This is a genomic window from Promicromonospora sp. NPDC110617, assembly GCF_055598465.1.
In genome coordinates this window covers 30167-43998 of the sequence record NZ_JBVKBM010000005.1, presented here as the reverse complement: position 1 = coordinate 43998, position 13832 = coordinate 30167, and the positions used below count along the sequence as shown (strand labels likewise).

General features: G+C 73.0%; 13 protein-coding genes and 1 pseudogene. 11 read left to right on the top strand and 3 right to left on the bottom strand.

Features of this window, described 5'->3' with window-relative positions:
- The first annotated feature begins 150 nt into the window (after positions 1 to 150).
- Positions 151 to 1272, top strand: coding sequence for an SDR family oxidoreductase (locus ACZ7LE_RS24185; RefSeq protein WP_470405766.1), 1122 nt, complete (start codon positions 151 to 153; stop codon positions 1270 to 1272).
- 112 nt (positions 1273 to 1384) lie between these two features.
- Complete coding sequence (locus ACZ7LE_RS24180) at positions 1385 to 2212, top strand: helix-turn-helix transcriptional regulator (protein ID WP_470405765.1); 828 nt, start codon at positions 1385 to 1387, stop codon at positions 2210 to 2212.
- 161 nt (positions 2213 to 2373) lie between these two features.
- Here ACZ7LE_RS24180 and ACZ7LE_RS24175 read toward each other — a convergent pair whose 3' ends face one another.
- A complete protein-coding gene (locus tag ACZ7LE_RS24175; RefSeq protein ID WP_470405764.1) occupies positions 2374 to 3090 on the bottom strand; it encodes an alpha/beta fold hydrolase in 717 nt (238 codons plus the stop codon).
- Positions 3087 to 4178, bottom strand: a complete 1092-nt coding sequence (locus tag ACZ7LE_RS24170) for an alpha/beta hydrolase (RefSeq protein ID WP_470405763.1) — start codon at positions 4176 to 4178, stop codon at positions 3087 to 3089. Before ACZ7LE_RS24170 ends, ACZ7LE_RS24175 begins: the two co-directional genes overlap by 4 nt.
- 239 nt (positions 4179 to 4417) lie before the next feature.
- Here ACZ7LE_RS24170 and ACZ7LE_RS24165 point away from each other — a divergent pair, with 239 nt between their 5' ends.
- The gene (locus ACZ7LE_RS24165; RefSeq protein WP_470405762.1) at positions 4418 to 5155 is read left to right on the top strand and encodes a sigma-70 family RNA polymerase sigma factor; all 738 of its coding nucleotides are present in this window, start codon (positions 4418 to 4420) and stop codon (positions 5153 to 5155) included.
- Here the strand turns inward: ACZ7LE_RS24165 and ACZ7LE_RS24160 are convergent.
- A complete protein-coding gene (locus tag ACZ7LE_RS24160) occupies positions 5152 to 5949 on the bottom strand; it encodes an NPP1 family protein (RefSeq protein WP_470405761.1) in 798 nt (265 codons plus the stop codon). The genes ACZ7LE_RS24165 and ACZ7LE_RS24160 overlap by 4 nt on opposite strands.
- Before the next feature lie 294 nt (positions 5950 to 6243).
- On the opposite strand from ACZ7LE_RS24160, the gene ACZ7LE_RS24155 reads away from it, so the two are divergent.
- From ACZ7LE_RS24155 to ACZ7LE_RS24120, 8 genes and pseudogenes are all read left to right on the top strand, one after another.
- Positions 6244 to 7275 carry an ABC transporter substrate-binding protein gene (locus tag ACZ7LE_RS24155; RefSeq protein WP_470405760.1) on the top strand — a complete coding sequence of 344 codons (1032 nt, stop codon included), beginning with the start codon at positions 6244 to 6246 and terminating at the stop codon, positions 7273 to 7275.
- A 95-nt stretch (positions 7276 to 7370) separates the two neighbouring features.
- Positions 7371 to 8138 (top strand): ABC transporter permease, encoded by a 768-nt coding sequence (locus tag ACZ7LE_RS24150; RefSeq protein ID WP_470405759.1) that lies wholly within the window; start codon positions 7371 to 7373, stop codon positions 8136 to 8138.
- Positions 8135 to 8983, top strand: a complete 849-nt coding sequence (locus ACZ7LE_RS24145; protein WP_470405758.1) for an ABC transporter permease — start codon at positions 8135 to 8137, stop codon at positions 8981 to 8983. The genes ACZ7LE_RS24150 and ACZ7LE_RS24145 overlap by 4 nt, the downstream gene beginning before the upstream one ends.
- 1 nt (position 8984) lies before the next feature.
- Positions 8985 to 9905 (top strand): ABC transporter ATP-binding protein, encoded by a 921-nt coding sequence (locus ACZ7LE_RS24140; RefSeq protein WP_470405757.1) that lies wholly within the window; start codon positions 8985 to 8987, stop codon positions 9903 to 9905.
- 136 nt (positions 9906 to 10041) lie between these two features.
- On the top strand, positions 10042 to 10800 hold the full coding sequence (locus ACZ7LE_RS24135; RefSeq protein WP_470405756.1) for an IclR family transcriptional regulator domain-containing protein: 759 nt from the start codon (positions 10042 to 10044) through the stop codon (positions 10798 to 10800).
- Between the two features lie 193 nt (positions 10801 to 10993).
- On the top strand, positions 10994 to 12226 hold the full coding sequence (locus tag ACZ7LE_RS24130) for a 4-hydroxybenzoate 3-monooxygenase (RefSeq protein ID WP_470405755.1): 1233 nt from the start codon (positions 10994 to 10996) through the stop codon (positions 12224 to 12226).
- A gap of 95 nt (positions 12227 to 12321) precedes the next feature.
- Entirely contained in the window at positions 12322 to 13248 is a 927-nt protein-coding gene (gene pcaH, locus ACZ7LE_RS24125; RefSeq protein ID WP_470405754.1) for a protocatechuate 3,4-dioxygenase subunit beta, read from the top strand.
- 34 nt (positions 13249 to 13282) lie between these two features.
- Positions 13283 to 13693 (top strand): annotated as a pseudogene (locus tag ACZ7LE_RS24120) (dioxygenase family protein); the annotation flags it as partial.
- Positions 13694 to 13832: the final 139 nt, after the last annotated feature.

The following is a 13832-nucleotide window of genomic DNA, read 5'->3' as shown; positions in this document are numbered from 1 at the left end:
GACAACACAGCGGGCCCGGACGTGACGTGGTGCTGGTCACAGGCCCGTAGCCACGGACAGCTCGAACCTGGATCCGGCCGCGGGCCGCGCGCACGCTGATCGGGACCGGTCGGCCGACCGGTGGAGAACCCGTCGTGAGGAAGACCCGTCGTGAGCAAGCCCGCCGTCAGCAAGAAGACCAGCAGCCCCGTCACCAGCAGCGCCGTTGCCGGCAGCCCCGCGCGGCACCGGCCCCGGAGGTACACCGACGTCGTCGTGCCCGACCTCACCGGCCGGCGCGCCCTCGTGACCGGCGCGAGCGACGGCATCGGGCTCGGGATCGCCGAGCGGCTCGCGCGGGCCGGGGCCGAGCTGGTGCTGCCCGTGCGGAACCCGGCCAAGGGCGAGGCCGCCGTCGGGCGCCTTCGTGCGGCGGTGCCGGACGCCGTCGTCGGCACGCGCCGGCTCGACCTCGCGTCGCTGGAGTCCGTGGCCGCCCTCGCCGACGACCTCCTGGCCGAGGGCCGGCCGATCGACCTGCTGGTCGCGAACGCCGGGGTGATGACGCCGCCCAGCCGACACACGACCGCCGACGGGTTCGAGCTCCAGCTCGGGACCAACCACCTGGGACACATGGCGCTCGTCGGGCGGCTGCTGCCGCTGCTGCGTGCCTCGGAGGCCGGTGCGACCGAGACCCGTGCGGCCGGTACCCGTGTGACCGGGGCGCGCGTGACCACGATGTCGAGCGCCGCGGCGCGGTTCGGCAGGATCGACTGGGCCGACCTCAACAGCGAGCGCGACTACTCGCCGGTGCGCGCCTACAACTTCTCCAAGCTCGCCCAGCTCATGTTCGCCCTGGAGCTGGACCGGCGCAGCCGGGCGCACGGCTGGGGCATCGTGAGCAACGCGGCCCACCCCGGCACCACCTACACGGGCCTCTACGCGGCCGGACCGGGCCTGGGCAGCGGCCCGGGAACGGGTTCGGGAACGGGCTCGGCAGCTGGCTCGGGAACTGGCGAGCCCCCGCGGATGGACACGATCATGCGCCGGCTGCTCGCCCTCGGGGTGTTCGTGCAGCCGGTCGAGATGGGCGTCCTGCCTGCCCTGCAGGCCGTCACGGACGTCACGGCCGGCGGCGGGACGTTCTACGGGCCCGACGGCGTTGGCCACTTCACGGGCAGCTCGGCGCCGCAGCGCGTCTACGCGGCCGCGACCGACGAGGCGGCCGCGAGCCGGCTCTGGGACGTCTCGGAGGACCTGACGGGCGTCCGGTTCCCGGGTGCGGGCTCCTGACCGGCGAAGGTTCCGAGTGCGAAGGTTCCGAGAGCGAAGGTTCCCGCGAAGCAGGAGCCCGTATGCGCAGAGCCCGCATGCGCAGGGTCCGCACGACGAGAGTGAGGCGACGATGGACCGTCAGCAGCTGGCCGACTTCCTGAGGACGCGCCGCGAGGCGCTCCAGCCGGAGGACGTGGGCCTGCCGCGCGGCCCGCGCCGGCGCACGAGCGGGCTCCGGCGGGAGGAGGTGGCGGCGCTGAGCGGCGTCTCCGCCGACTACTACAGCCGCATCGAGCAGCAGCGCGGGCCGGTGCCGTCGGAGCAGGTGCTCGCGGCGATCGCGCACGGGATGCGCCTGAGCCTTCAGGAGCGGGACCGGCTGGTCGAGCTCGCGGGGCACGCCCTGCCCCGCCGGGTGCAGCGCGGGGACCACGTCAACGTCGGCATGATGCGGATCCTCGACGGTCTGACGGACGCGCCCGCCCAGGTCGAGAACGTGCTGGGCGAGACCCTGCGGCAGACCCGGCTCGCGGTGGCGCTCCTGGGCGACGAGACGTCCTACACCGGCCCCGAGCGGGTGCGCGCCTACCGGTGGTTCACCGACCCGCACGCCCGCGACCGCACACCGGAGGAGGACCACGAGCGGCACGGGCGCACGCTCACGGCGCGGCTCGCCGCCCTCCAGGCGCAGACCGGTCCGCGGTCCCCGGCGGGTGAGCTCGCCGTCCGGCTGCGCGACCGCAGCCCGGAGTTCGCCCGGCTGTGGGACGAGCACCCCGTCGTCGGGCCCTACTGCGAGCCCAAGCGCCTGAACCACCCCGAGGTGGGTCTCGTGGAGCTGCACGGGCAGACCCTGCTCGACCCGGACCAGAACCAGGCGCTGACGGTCTTCACCGCGGTGCCCGGCACGGAGAGCTACGACCGGCTCCGGCTCCTGGAGGTCGTGGGCTCCTTCTGAGGCGCTCGCGGCGCGCGCCGACGGCGCACGGACGACGCCGGCCGGGATGCTGGCGGGCTCCCGGCCGGCGTCATGTTCAAGCCCGGTGTCCGAGCTTGGTGATCGTGCTCGGTGTTCGTGCCCGGTGTCCGAACTCGGTGTCCGTGCTCGGTGCTCGGTGCTCAGTCCGAGGTGGCCCGGACCGCGGTGATGATCGTCTCGGCCACCGTGACCGGGTGCGACACGGCGACCGCGTGCGACGCCCCGGGCACCCCGGTCACCAGGCGGCCCCCGGCGCGCTCGGCCATGAACCGGATCAGCTCGGCCGGGATGTTGCGGTCGTCCTCGCCGTACACGAACCACGACGGGATCGTGCGCCAGGCCGGCTCGGCCGCGGGCAGGTCGTCGGTCAGGGCAGCCTCGGTGACCGGCCGCTGGGTGGCGGCCATGAGGGCGGTGAGGTCCTCGTCGACGTCGGCGGCGAACTGCTCGCCGAACACCTCCGGACGGATCGCGAGCTCGTTGCCACCGGTGGAGACCGGGTAGGCCTGGAGCGTCGCGCCGAGGGTGCTGCCGGGGAACTTGGCCGACAGGTTGAACGCGTTCTCGCCGGTGTCCGGCGTGAACGCCGCGACGTAGACGAGACCCACGACCTTCGGGTTGCCGGCGGCGGCCTCCGTGATGACCATGCCGCCGTAGGAGTGCCCGGCCAGGACGACCGGCCCGGGGATCGAGGCGACGACGTCGCGCACGTACTGGGCGTCACCCGCGACGGACCGCAGCGGGTTGCCGACGGCGACCACCGGGATCAGCTGCTGCTGCAGGTGCCCGACGACGGCGTTCCAGCTCGACGACTCGGCGAACGCCCCGTGGACGAGGACGACGGTGGGTGTGGTCATGACTGCTCTCCCTTGCTCGGTACTGCTGTGGTGGTGACTGCTGTGTTGGCGACTGATGTGGTGGTGGTGCTGCTCCTCACGGTGGTGCCCAGCGCCTTGCGCAGCACGTGGACGGCCTGCTCCAGGGCGGCGGTCGTCGCGGCGGTGCCGCGCAGCGGGTTCAGCATCAGGAAGTCGTGGATCGTGCCGTTGTAGCGGATGGTCGTGGTCGGGACGCCGGCGGCCAGCAGGTTCCGCGCGTACGCCTCGCCCTCGTCCCGCAGCACGTCGTTCTCGTCCACGACGAGGAACGCCTCGGGCAGGCCCGCGAGGTCCTCGGCGGTGGCCCGCAGCGGGGAGGCGGTGATCTCGCCGCGCCGCTCCAGGTCCGGCAGGTAGGCGTCCCAGAACCACGCCATCGCCTTGGCCGTCAGGTGCGGGCCGTCGGCGAACTCGCGGTAGCTGCCGGTGTCCTGCCCGGCGTCGGTCACCGGGTAGTACAGCGACTGGTGCACGAACCTCACGTCGCCGCGCTGCTTGGCCAGGATCGACAGGGCGGCGGTCATGTTCCCGCCCACCGAGTCGCCGACGACGGCGAGCCGCGTGGCGTCCAGCCCCTCGGCGGCGCCGTGCCGGGTGATCCACCGCGCGGTGGCGTACGCCTGCTCGATCGCCACGGGGTACTGGGCCTCCGGCGACCGCGTGTACTCCACGAAGACCACGGCGGCGCCGACGCCCACGGCCAGCTCGCGCACGAGGCGGTCGTGGGTGCCCGCGTTGCCGAGGATCCACCCGCCGCCGTGCACGTAGAGGATGGTCGGCAGCGGCGTGGGCAGCAGGTCCGGCAGCAGCTCCTGCCCCGGTCGGCCCGCGCCGTCCGGTCCGGTCGATCCGGCGCCGACGGGCTTGACGATCCGCACCCGCACGTCGCCGACGTCGGCCGGGACGGTGATCCACCTCTCGTCGACGTCCGGCTTCTCGATCGGCGCCGCCTGGACGTCGTCGAGCAGCTTGCGGGCTCCCTCGACGCCCAGCTCGTAGAGCAACGGGGGTTTCGCGGTCGCGTCGGCGAACGCCTGGGCTGCCGGCTCGAGCACGTGCTCGCTCATGTTCTTCTCCTTGCTTGCTCTGATTGCTTGCTCTGATTGCTTGCTCTGATTGCCTGCTCTGTCGCTTGCTACGTCCTGCCTGCTACCGAGCCTGTGGATGCATCTCGATGGGTCTGCCCGCCCGGGTGGCGGCGCGGGCAGCGCAGGACAGGGGATCCGGGCCGTGCTTTTATCGGCCTCACACGTACGACCGGTCGGGGGCGCCGGCTGTGACGGCCGTTCGTCCCCGAGGTGAGTCCATGACCGCATCAGGTGCCCCCGAGCCGGGCAGTTCAGAGCCGGGCGAGCCAGAGCCGGGCGAGCCAGGGCGGGGCGAGCCAGGGCCGGGCCTCGACGTCGCGGCCGCCGTCTTCACGGAGGTCCGCCCGCAGCTCCTCGGGATCGTGTACCGGATGCTCGGCTCGGTCGTCGAGGCGGAGGACGTGCTGCAGGAGACCTGGATCCGCTGGCACACCACGGACCGGTCCGTCGTCCGCAACCCGCACGCGTTCCTGACGACGACCACCACGCGGCTCGCGATCAACGTGCTGCAGAGCGCGCACACGCGGCGCGAGACGTCCGTCGGCCCGTGGCTGGCCGAGCCGGTGGACACCAGCCACGATCCGGCGCTCGGCGCGGAGCGGGCGGAGGCCCTGGACGTCGCGGTCCTGGTCCTGCTGGAACGCCTCACGCCGACCGAGCGCGCCGCGTACGTGCTGCGCGAGGCGTTCGACTACGCGTACGCCGACATCGCCGACATCGTCCAGCTCTCGCAGGCGGCCGCGCGCCAGCTCGTCAGCCGGGCGCGCAAGCACATCACGTCCGGGCGACGGAGCGCCGTGCTGGCGAGCAAGCGCCGGGCGCTGCTGGAGGCGTTCGTCGTGGCAGCCCGGTCCGGCGACCTGACGGGGCTGGAGCGGTTGTTCGTCGCCGACGTCGCGCGCCGGGCCGACCCCGTCTGGGTCGGCCCGGCCCGCGTCTGGGCGGAGTCGGGCTAGGCCGCCGGGTCGAACGGGATGCCGGCCGGCTTCATGCGCTCCAGCCAGTAGGTGAAGTCGCCGTCGTCGATCTTGATGCTCGCACCGCCGAAGTCGGCGGTCATCAGGCGGTCGCGCAGCGCCGTGCTTGGCCAGCCGTTCCAGCCGACGATCGGCGGGTAGCGCCAGGTGCCGTAGTGGTTCTCCGGCGGGTCGTCGTTACCGTTGGCCAGGCGGAACAGGTGCGTGCTCACGCCGTCCTTGTGGTAGACGATCTTGGGGTGCGAGCCCTCGAACCGGACCTGGGAGCGGGGGTAGGTCGCCGAGCCGCTGTGCTCGGTGATCGAGACGTGCTCCACCTGGTTGCTCGCCTGGTTCACCCACACCACGACGTGCTCCCAGTCGTGCCGGTGGCTGCCGATCGCCACCGGCCCGTCCATGGTCTGGTCCTTCTCGAAGTAGCTCGCGTACATGACGGCGCACCAGCCGTTGTTGCACTTGTCGCGCGAGTAGGTCTGCGACGCGTCCAGGTCCCACTGGTCGCGGCAGCTCCCGTTGACGGCGCCGCCGATCGCGAGGCCGGTCGCCAGCGTCCCGTCCGGGCCGATCGCGGACGTCGCGTAGCAGCCGTCGGTGTCGTAGTCGTAGGCGGGGGAGAAGGACTGCTCGTACCCGCCGGCGTTCTGCGGAAGGTTCGGCGGCGGGTCGGCCTGCGCGGCCGTGGCCGGTGCGACGAGCGCGAGCAGGGTGACGGCGGCGGCCGCGAGGATGCGGGCCGGTGTGTGGGGCGTCGGTCGGCGGTCCGTGCGTTCCATGACGGGCCTCTCGTGAGTCCTGCGCTTCGGGTACGTGCGAGCGGGGTACGTGCGAGCGGGTGAAAAGCCGGGCAGGCGGATGCTATTACCGCTGGGCAGATCGGGCAATGAGGGCGATTGCGTACGCGGCCGGACGGCGTTGACCGCGCACCGCCGGGGTCGCTATGTTCTTTGTGGGCACAATCGTTCGGATACCGAACACAGTGCGAGCATCACGTTCCGCACCATGTTCAGCATCACGTTCCGCACCATGTTCAGCACCACGTTCAGCACCATGTTCAAGGGAGAACCTCAGTGCGACGTACCCGCTTTTCTGCTGTCCCGGCCGCTGTCCCTGCTGCTGTTTCTGCTGCTGCTCCTGTTCTTGCCGCCGCGACGGCGGTCCTGCTCCTGGCCGGGTGCGGGGGCGCCTCCGAGGCCGGGTCCGGCTCCGGCGGCACCGGAGGCGGCGGGTCCGACGGCGGGCTCACGCCGGTCACGGTCGGCGTCATCCCGATCGTCGACGTCGCACCGATCTACCTCGGCGTGCAGGAGGGCTTCTTCGAGGACGAGGGCCTCGATGTCACGCTCGAGCTCGCGCAGGGTGGCGCCGCCATCGTGCCGGCCGTGGTGGCCGGCGAGTACCAGTTCGGGTTCAGCAACGTGACCTCGCTGCTGGTCGCGTCGTCGCAGGGGCTGCCGCTCAAGGCCGTGGCGCCCGGCAACTCCACGACGGGCGTGGCCGGTGAGGACTTCAGCGCCGTCGTCGTCCCGGAGGACTCCGACGTCCAGGACGCCGCCGACCTGGCCGGGCGGACCGTCGCCGTCAACACGCTGAACAACATCGGCGACACCACGATCCGCAAGGTGGTCGCCGACGCCGGCGGCGACCCGGCCGCGGTGGAGTTCGTCGAGATGGCCTTCCCCGACATGCCGGCCGCCGTCGCCGGGGGCCAGGTCGACGCCGCGTGGATCGTCGAGCCGCACCTGACCCGGGCGCTGCAGGACGGCGCGCGGGTCGTGGCCTCCAACTTCGCCGAGACCGACCCCGACCTGCTGATCGCCGCCTACTTCACGTCCGACCAGCAGATCGCCGCCGACCCGGCGACCGTCGAGGCCTTCACCGCCGCCATGGAGGAGTCCCTGACCTACGCGGAGGAGCACCCCGACGAGACGCGCGCGATCCTGGACACCTACACCGAGATCGACCCGGCCGTGAAGAAGGCCATGATCATGCCGCGGTTCGCGGCCGGGCTGGAGGCGTCGTCGTTCCAGGTGCTGGCCGACCTCGGCCTGGAACAGGGCCTCTTCGACGAGGCCGTCGACGTGAGCACGCTGCTGCCGTGAGCCGCGTCGTCAGCCCGGCTGCCCGGTCCGGCGCTCGGTCCGCTGCTCGGTCCGCTGCTCGGTCCGCTGCCCGGTCCGGCAGCCGAACCGGAGACGTGCCCGCCTGGCCGCTCGGCGCGGCCGGGGTCGCGACCCTGCTCCTGGTCGTCGAGCTCGTGCCACGCCTCGGGCTCGTGAGCGCGCGGTACCTGCCTCCGACGTCGCAGATCCTGGCGGCGCTGGCGGAACGACTGGGCCGGAGCGAGTTCTGGACGGCGCTCGGGCAGACGCTGACCACGTGGTTCACGGGGTTGGCGATCTCGCTCGTGGCAGGCGTCGTGCTGGGCGTGGTCATCGGGTCGGTGCCGCTGCTGCGGGCCGGGACGGCGTCGACGATCGAGTTCTTGCGTCCGGTGCCCTCGGTCGCGCTCATCCCCGTGGCCATCCTGCTGTACGGCACGGGGATGACCTCCACCCTGCTGCTCGTGGTCTACGCGAGCTTCTGGCAGGTCCTGGTGCAGGTGCTCGCGGGCGTGCAGGACGTCGATCCGGTCGCCTCGGACACCGCGCGCTCGTACCGGTTCTCGCCGCTGACCCGCGTCCGCACCGTGGTGTGGCCGACGGCGCTGCCATACGCGATGACGGGCCTGCGGCTGGCCGCGAGCGTGGCGCTCATCCTGACCGTGACCGGCGAGCTGCTGATCGGCACCCCCGGGATCGGCAAGCTGCTCGGCGTGGCGCAGTCCTCGGGGGCGGTCGCGTCGATGTACGCCTACGTGGTCGTCGCCGGCCTGCTCGGTGTCGGCGTGAACGTCGTGGCCCGCGCGCTGGAGCGCCGGACCTTGTTCTGGCACCCCTCGGTCCGTGGGGAGCGTGCGGCATGACGGGCCCGGCGCGGAGCGGTTCCAGGGCGGCGCTGGTCCTGCGGTCCGTGCTGCTCGTCGTCGGCCTGCCCGCCGTGCTGCTCGTGGCGTGGTGGGTCCTTACGGCCGGCAGCACGTCGTACTTCAACCCGCCCCTGCGCGCGATCGTCGGCACGTTCGGCGAGACGTGGTTCCGCGCCCCCTCCGGGGCCCCGCCCGGCGAGGGGATCGGCGGGAGCCGCCTCGCGACCGACGTGGTGCCGAGCGTGCTGCGACTGCTCGCCGGGTACTCGGTCGCGCTCGTGACCGGCGTCGGCCTGGGGGTGGCGATCGGGTCCTCGCGCGCGCTGCGCGCCTACGCCGAGCCGGTGCTGGAGTTCTTCCGCGCGATCCCGCCGCCCGTGCTGGTGCCGGTCCTGATGCTGTTCCTCGGCATCGGTACCCCGATGAAGATCGTCGTGATCGCCACCGGCTGCCTGTGGCCGATCCTGCTCAACACCGTCGAGGGCGTGCGCGGCCTGGACCCGGTGCTGCGCGACACCGCCCGGGCCTACCGGCTCGGGCGCGTGGCGACGCTGCGGCACCTCGTGCTGCCCGGCGCCGGCCCGCAGATCGTGACCGGCGCCCGGCAGGCGCTGTCGATCGGGATCATCCTGATGGTGATCAGCGAGATGTTCGCGGCCAAGGACGGACTGGGGTTCTCGATCGTGCAGTTCCAGCGCAGCTTCGCCATCCCGGAGATGTGGAGCGGGGTCATCCTGCTCGGCGTCATCGGCGTGCTGCTGTCCCTCGTCTTCCGGGCCGTGACGAGCGCGGTCCTCGGCTGGTACCTCGGGTACCGGCAGTCGCAGAACGGAGGTGCCTGAGATGGACGGGACCGAGATGACGGACACCGCTGGAGGCGGGGCACGTCTCGCCGTGCGCGGCCTGCGCAAGGTGTACGCCGGCGGTCCTCGTCCGGGTGGTGCTCGACCGGCTGGTACCCGTGCTGGTGGCGCGGGTGGCGGCACGGCGCCCGTCGAGGCGATCGCCGACCTCACGTTCGAGGTGCGCCCGGGCGAGCTGGTGTGCGTCGTCGGCCCCTCGGGCGCCGGCAAGACGACGCTGCTGCGCTGCGTGGCGGGCCTCCTGCCGCCGACGTCGGGCGAGGTGGTGCTGGGCCAGAAGGTGATCACCGAGCCGCCGCAGGGGATGGCGGTGGTGCTCCAGGAGTACGGCCGCTCCCTGTTCCCCTGGATGACGGTCGCCCAGAACGTGGAGCTGCCGCTGCGCGAGAAGGGTGTCGCGAAGGGGCGGCGGGCGGAGCTCGTCCGGGAGACCCTCGCGGCGGTCGGCCTGGACGACGTGACCGGCGCCTACCCGTGGCAGCTCTCCGGCGGCATGCAGCAGCGCGTGGCGATCGCGCGCGCCGTGGCGTACGAGCCGCAGGTGCTGCTCATGGACGAACCGTTCGCCGCCGTCGACGCGCAGACCCGGTTCGACCTGGAGGACCTGGTCCGCGAGCTGTGGCGGCGGCTGGGCATCACCGTCGTCTTCGTGACGCACGACATCGACGAGGCGATCTACCTCGGTGAGCGCGTGCTCGTCCTCTCGGCCCGGCCCACGGTCGTCCTGGAGGACGTCGCGATCGGCCTCGGCCCCGACCGCGACCAGCTCGGGACGCGGTCCGCGCCCGAGTTCGCCCGCCTGCGCACGCACGTGTACGAGCTGGTGCAGCAGGCCAAGCAGGGCGTGCGCAGCCTCGCCGAGGCGCGGCTCACCCACGCGGTGGGGGGAGCGGATGCCTGACGTACCGGAACCCGACGTGCCTGAGTCTGGTCTGCCTGGGTCTGGTCTGCCTGAGTCTGATGCGGACGGCGGGGCCGACGCCGATGCCAGGGCCGATGCCGGGGCCGATGCCGGGGCCGGCCGCTCGCCCGAGTTCGTGCAGTCCCTCGAACGCGGCCTCGCGGTGATCCGTGCGTTCGACGGCGACCGGCGGTCCCTCACGCTGAGCGACGTCGCGCGCGAGACGGGGCTCAGCCGCGCGTCGGCGCGCAGGTTCCTGCACACGCTCGTCGAGCTCGGGTACGTCGCGACCGACGGCCGCGAGTTCACGCTGCGGCCCGCCCTGCTCGAGCTCGGCTACGCCTACCTGTCGAGCCTCACCCTCCCGGACATCGCGACCCCGCACCTCGAGAAGCTGTCCGAACGGGTGAGCGAGTCCTCGTCCGTGGCGGTGCTCGACGGCGCGGACATCGTCTATGTCGCCCGCGTCGCCACGCGCCGCATCATGAGCGCGACGATCCGGGTGGGCACGCGGTTCCCGGCCTACGCGACGTCGATGGGCCGGGCGATCCTGGCCCACGCCGAGCCCGCCGCGCTCGACGCGCACCTCGCGCGGGCGGCGCCGTCGGGCACGCTCGCGGCGCTGACCCCGCGCACGATCACCGACCCCCAGGACCTGCGGGCCGCGCTCGCCGAGGTGCGCGAGCAGGGCTGGGCGCTCGTGGACCAGGAGCTGGAGGACGGCCTGCGGTCGGTCGCGGCGCCGCTGCGCGACGGGACGGGCCGCGTGGTGGCGGCCGTGAACGTGTCGGCGCCGGTCCGCCGCGGCGAGGTCGCGGAGATCCTGCGGCACGTGCTGCCCCCGCTGCTCAAGGCGGCCGCTGCGATCGAGGCCGACCTGGCCCGGATGCGGTAGGGCGGGTTTCCGTGGCCGGGCTGCTGGGAGCGCGAACTGCCGACCTGCTGAACCGTATGAACCTCTGAACCTGATGCCCTGTACCTGAGTCCCTGAACCTGCTGAGTCCCCGAACCTGGCTCCCTGTACCTGAGTCCCTGAGCCTGATTCCCTGAGCGTGATTCCCTGAACCGTCGAACCTCGGGAGGATGTCTTGCCCGCACCAGCACCTGAGCGCACCGTCGTCGGCATCGTGGGCGGCGGACCGGCCGGGCTGCTGCTCTCGCACCTGCTGCACCGGTCCGGCGTCGACCACGTGGTGCTGGAGGCGCGCTCCCGCGACGAGATCGAGCACACGCACCGTGCCGGGATCCTGGAGGCCGGCGCGGTGCAGGTCCTCGTGGACGCCGGGCTGGACCGCGTGCTGCGCGACGGGTCCCGGCACGACGGCATCGTGCTGCGCTTCGACGGCGCCGACCACCGCATCGACCTGACCGGCCTCACCGACCGCAGCGTGTGGCTGTACCCGCAGACCGACGTCTTCGTCGACCTCGCGACCCGGCGCGCGGCCGACGGTGCGGACGGCGTCGGCCGCGAGGGCGCCCAGGTCCGGTGGGGCACGACCGTCACGCACATGCTCGACGGCGACACCGACCGGCCAGGCGTGCTCTGGACCGACCCCGAGGGCGAGACCCACGAGCTGCGCTGCGACGTGCTGGTCGGAGCCGACGGCTCGCACTCGACCCTGCGGCACACCCTGCCCGAGGCGCAGCGCCGCACGTTCGTCCACGAGTACCCCTACGCGTGGTTCGGCGTCATCGTCGAGACGCCGCGCAGCGCGCCCGAGCTCGTGTACACGGCGTCCGACCACGGGTTCGCCCTGATCAGCCAGCGCACCGACACCCACCAGCGCCTCTACTTCCAGTGCGACCCCGACGAGGATCCCGCCGGCTGGGGCGACGACCAGATCTGGGCCGAGCTGCAGCGCCGCGTCGCCGGGCCCGACGGCTTCCGCCTCGTCGAGGGCCCCGTCGAGGAACGGTCGGTGCTGCGCTTCCGCTCGTCCGTCGTCGAACCCGTGCGGCACGGCCGCATGCTCCTGGCCGGCGACGCCGCCCACACCGTCCCGCCCACGGGAGCCAAGGGCCTGAACCTGGCGCTCGCGGACGTCGTCGTGCTGCACGACGTGCTGGAGACCTGGCTCGCCAAGCGGGACGACGCCGTGCTCGACGAGTACGGCCGCCGCGTCGCCGAACGGGTCTGGCGCGCGCAGCACTTCTCCGCGTGGATGAGCGGCATGCTGCACTCCCACCCGGGCGAGACGGGCTTCGCCGCCCGGCGGCGCCTGGCCGAGCTGCGCACGCTCACTACCTCGGAGTCCGGCCGACGCTTCCTCGCGGAGGGGTACACGGGCTGGGGCCCGGTGCTCGGGGAGGGGGCGCTGTGAGTGTGGCGGACGAGCGGGTGGGTGACGACACGGGGCGCGGAGTGCATCACGACACGGAGCACGGCGACCGACGACGACGTCGAGAGGGAGACGAGATGACGGAACCAGTGCCCGACCCGGCGGCCGACGCAGCGCCCACCACGACACCTGACTCGGTGGTGGACCCGGCGCCTGACTGGGCAGCGGACCCGGCTGCTGACTCGGCTGTTGACTCGGCGGACGCCCCAGCAGCCGGCACGGCGCCGGACGCGGCGGCCGACACGCAGGCGCAGCTCAGCGCCGAGATCGAGGCCGCGCACCGGGCGTACGAGGAGGGGCTTGCGCAGGGCGCGCCACAGGAGCTCGGTCCGCGGCGCGACTGGCCGCCGTACCGCAGCTCGCTCCTGCGGCACCCGACCAAGGACCTGCGCCATGCCGACCCGGAGACGATCGAGCTGTTCGCGCCCGTCTTCGGCGAGCGGGACATCGGCGCGCTGGAGTCCGACCTGACGGTGCAGCACGGCGGCGAGCCGATCGGGGAGCGGATCGTGGTGCACGGCCGGGTGGTCGACGGCCAGGGCCGGCCCGTCCGGCGTCAGCTCGTGGAGGTGTGGCAGGCGAACGCCGCCGGGCGGTACGTGCACAAGCGCGACCAGCACCCGGCGCCGGTCGACCCGAACTTCACCGGCATCGGGCGCGCGCTGACCGACGACGACGGCTGGTACCGGTTCCAGACGATCAAGCCCGGCCCGTACCCGTGGAAGAACCACTTCAACGCGTGGCGTCCGGCGCACATCCACTTCTCGCTGTTCGGCACCGAGCTCACGCAGCGCGTCGTCACGCAGATGTACTTCCCGGGAGACCCGCTGTTCGCCCTCGACCCGATCTACCAGTCCATCCAGGACCCCCGGGCGCGCGAGCTGCTGATCGCGACGTACGACCACGACCTCTCGCAGCACGAGTGGGCGACCGGGTACCGGTGGGACATCGTGCTGTCGGGAGCGCACCGCACCTGGACCGAGCCGGAGGACGGCGATGAGTGAGCGGACACCCGAGCCCACGTCCGCGGGGGCGCCCGTGCCCACGCGCGACGCCCTGCTCCCGCCGACGCCGGGGCAGACCGTCGGGCCGTTCTTCGGCTACGCCCTGCCCTACGCGCGCGGCAACGAGCTGGTCGAGGCCGGCGCGCCGGGCGCCGTACGCCTCCACGGGACGGTGTACGACGGCGCGGGTGCGCCCGTCCCCGACGCCCTGATCGAGATCTGGCAGGCCGACCCGGCGGGTGCCGTCGTCGGCAGGTCGGGCTCCCTCCTGCGCGACGGGACCTTCACCGGCTGGGGCCGCGCCCAGACGGACCGTGAGGGCGGCTACTGGTTCCGGACCCTGACGCCGGGCGCCACCGAGCCGGGGCGCGCCGCGTTCTTCGCGGTGACGCTCTTCGCGCGCGGCCTGCAGGACCGCCTGCACACCCGCGCGTACCTGCCGGACGCCGGCCCGGGCGCTGCCCCGCGCAGCGCAGGTCCGGACGGTGCTGCCCTGCGCGATGTCGCTCCGCAGGATGTCGGTCTGCAGGATGTCGCCTCGCGTGAGGGCGGCCCGCAGGATGTCGGTCTGCTGGATGTCGCCT

Bases quoted from the DNA above. Each gene is read 5' to 3' on its own strand.
- ACZ7LE_RS24160 (WP_470405761.1), bottom strand. From the start codon at position 5,949: ATGGAACGCACGGACCGCCGACCGACGCCCCACACACCGGCCCGCATC.
- pcaH (WP_470405754.1), top strand. From the start codon at position 12,322: ATGACGGAACCAGTGCCCGACCCGGCGGCCGACGCAGCGCCCACCACG.
- ACZ7LE_RS24140 (WP_470405757.1), top strand. From the start codon at position 8,985: ATGGACGGGACCGAGATGACGGACACCGCTGGAGGCGGGGCACGTCTC.
- ACZ7LE_RS24145 (WP_470405758.1), top strand. From the start codon at position 8,135: ATGACGGGCCCGGCGCGGAGCGGTTCCAGGGCGGCGCTGGTCCTGCGG.
- ACZ7LE_RS24175 (WP_470405764.1), bottom strand. From the start codon at position 3,090: ATGACCACACCCACCGTCGTCCTCGTCCACGGGGCGTTCGCCGAGTCG.
- ACZ7LE_RS24170 (WP_470405763.1), bottom strand. From the start codon at position 4,178: ATGAGCGAGCACGTGCTCGAGCCGGCAGCCCAGGCGTTCGCCGACGCG.
- ACZ7LE_RS24165 (WP_470405762.1), top strand. From the start codon at position 4,418: ATGACCGCATCAGGTGCCCCCGAGCCGGGCAGTTCAGAGCCGGGCGAG.
- ACZ7LE_RS24180 (WP_470405765.1), top strand. From the start codon at position 1,385: ATGGACCGTCAGCAGCTGGCCGACTTCCTGAGGACGCGCCGCGAGGCG.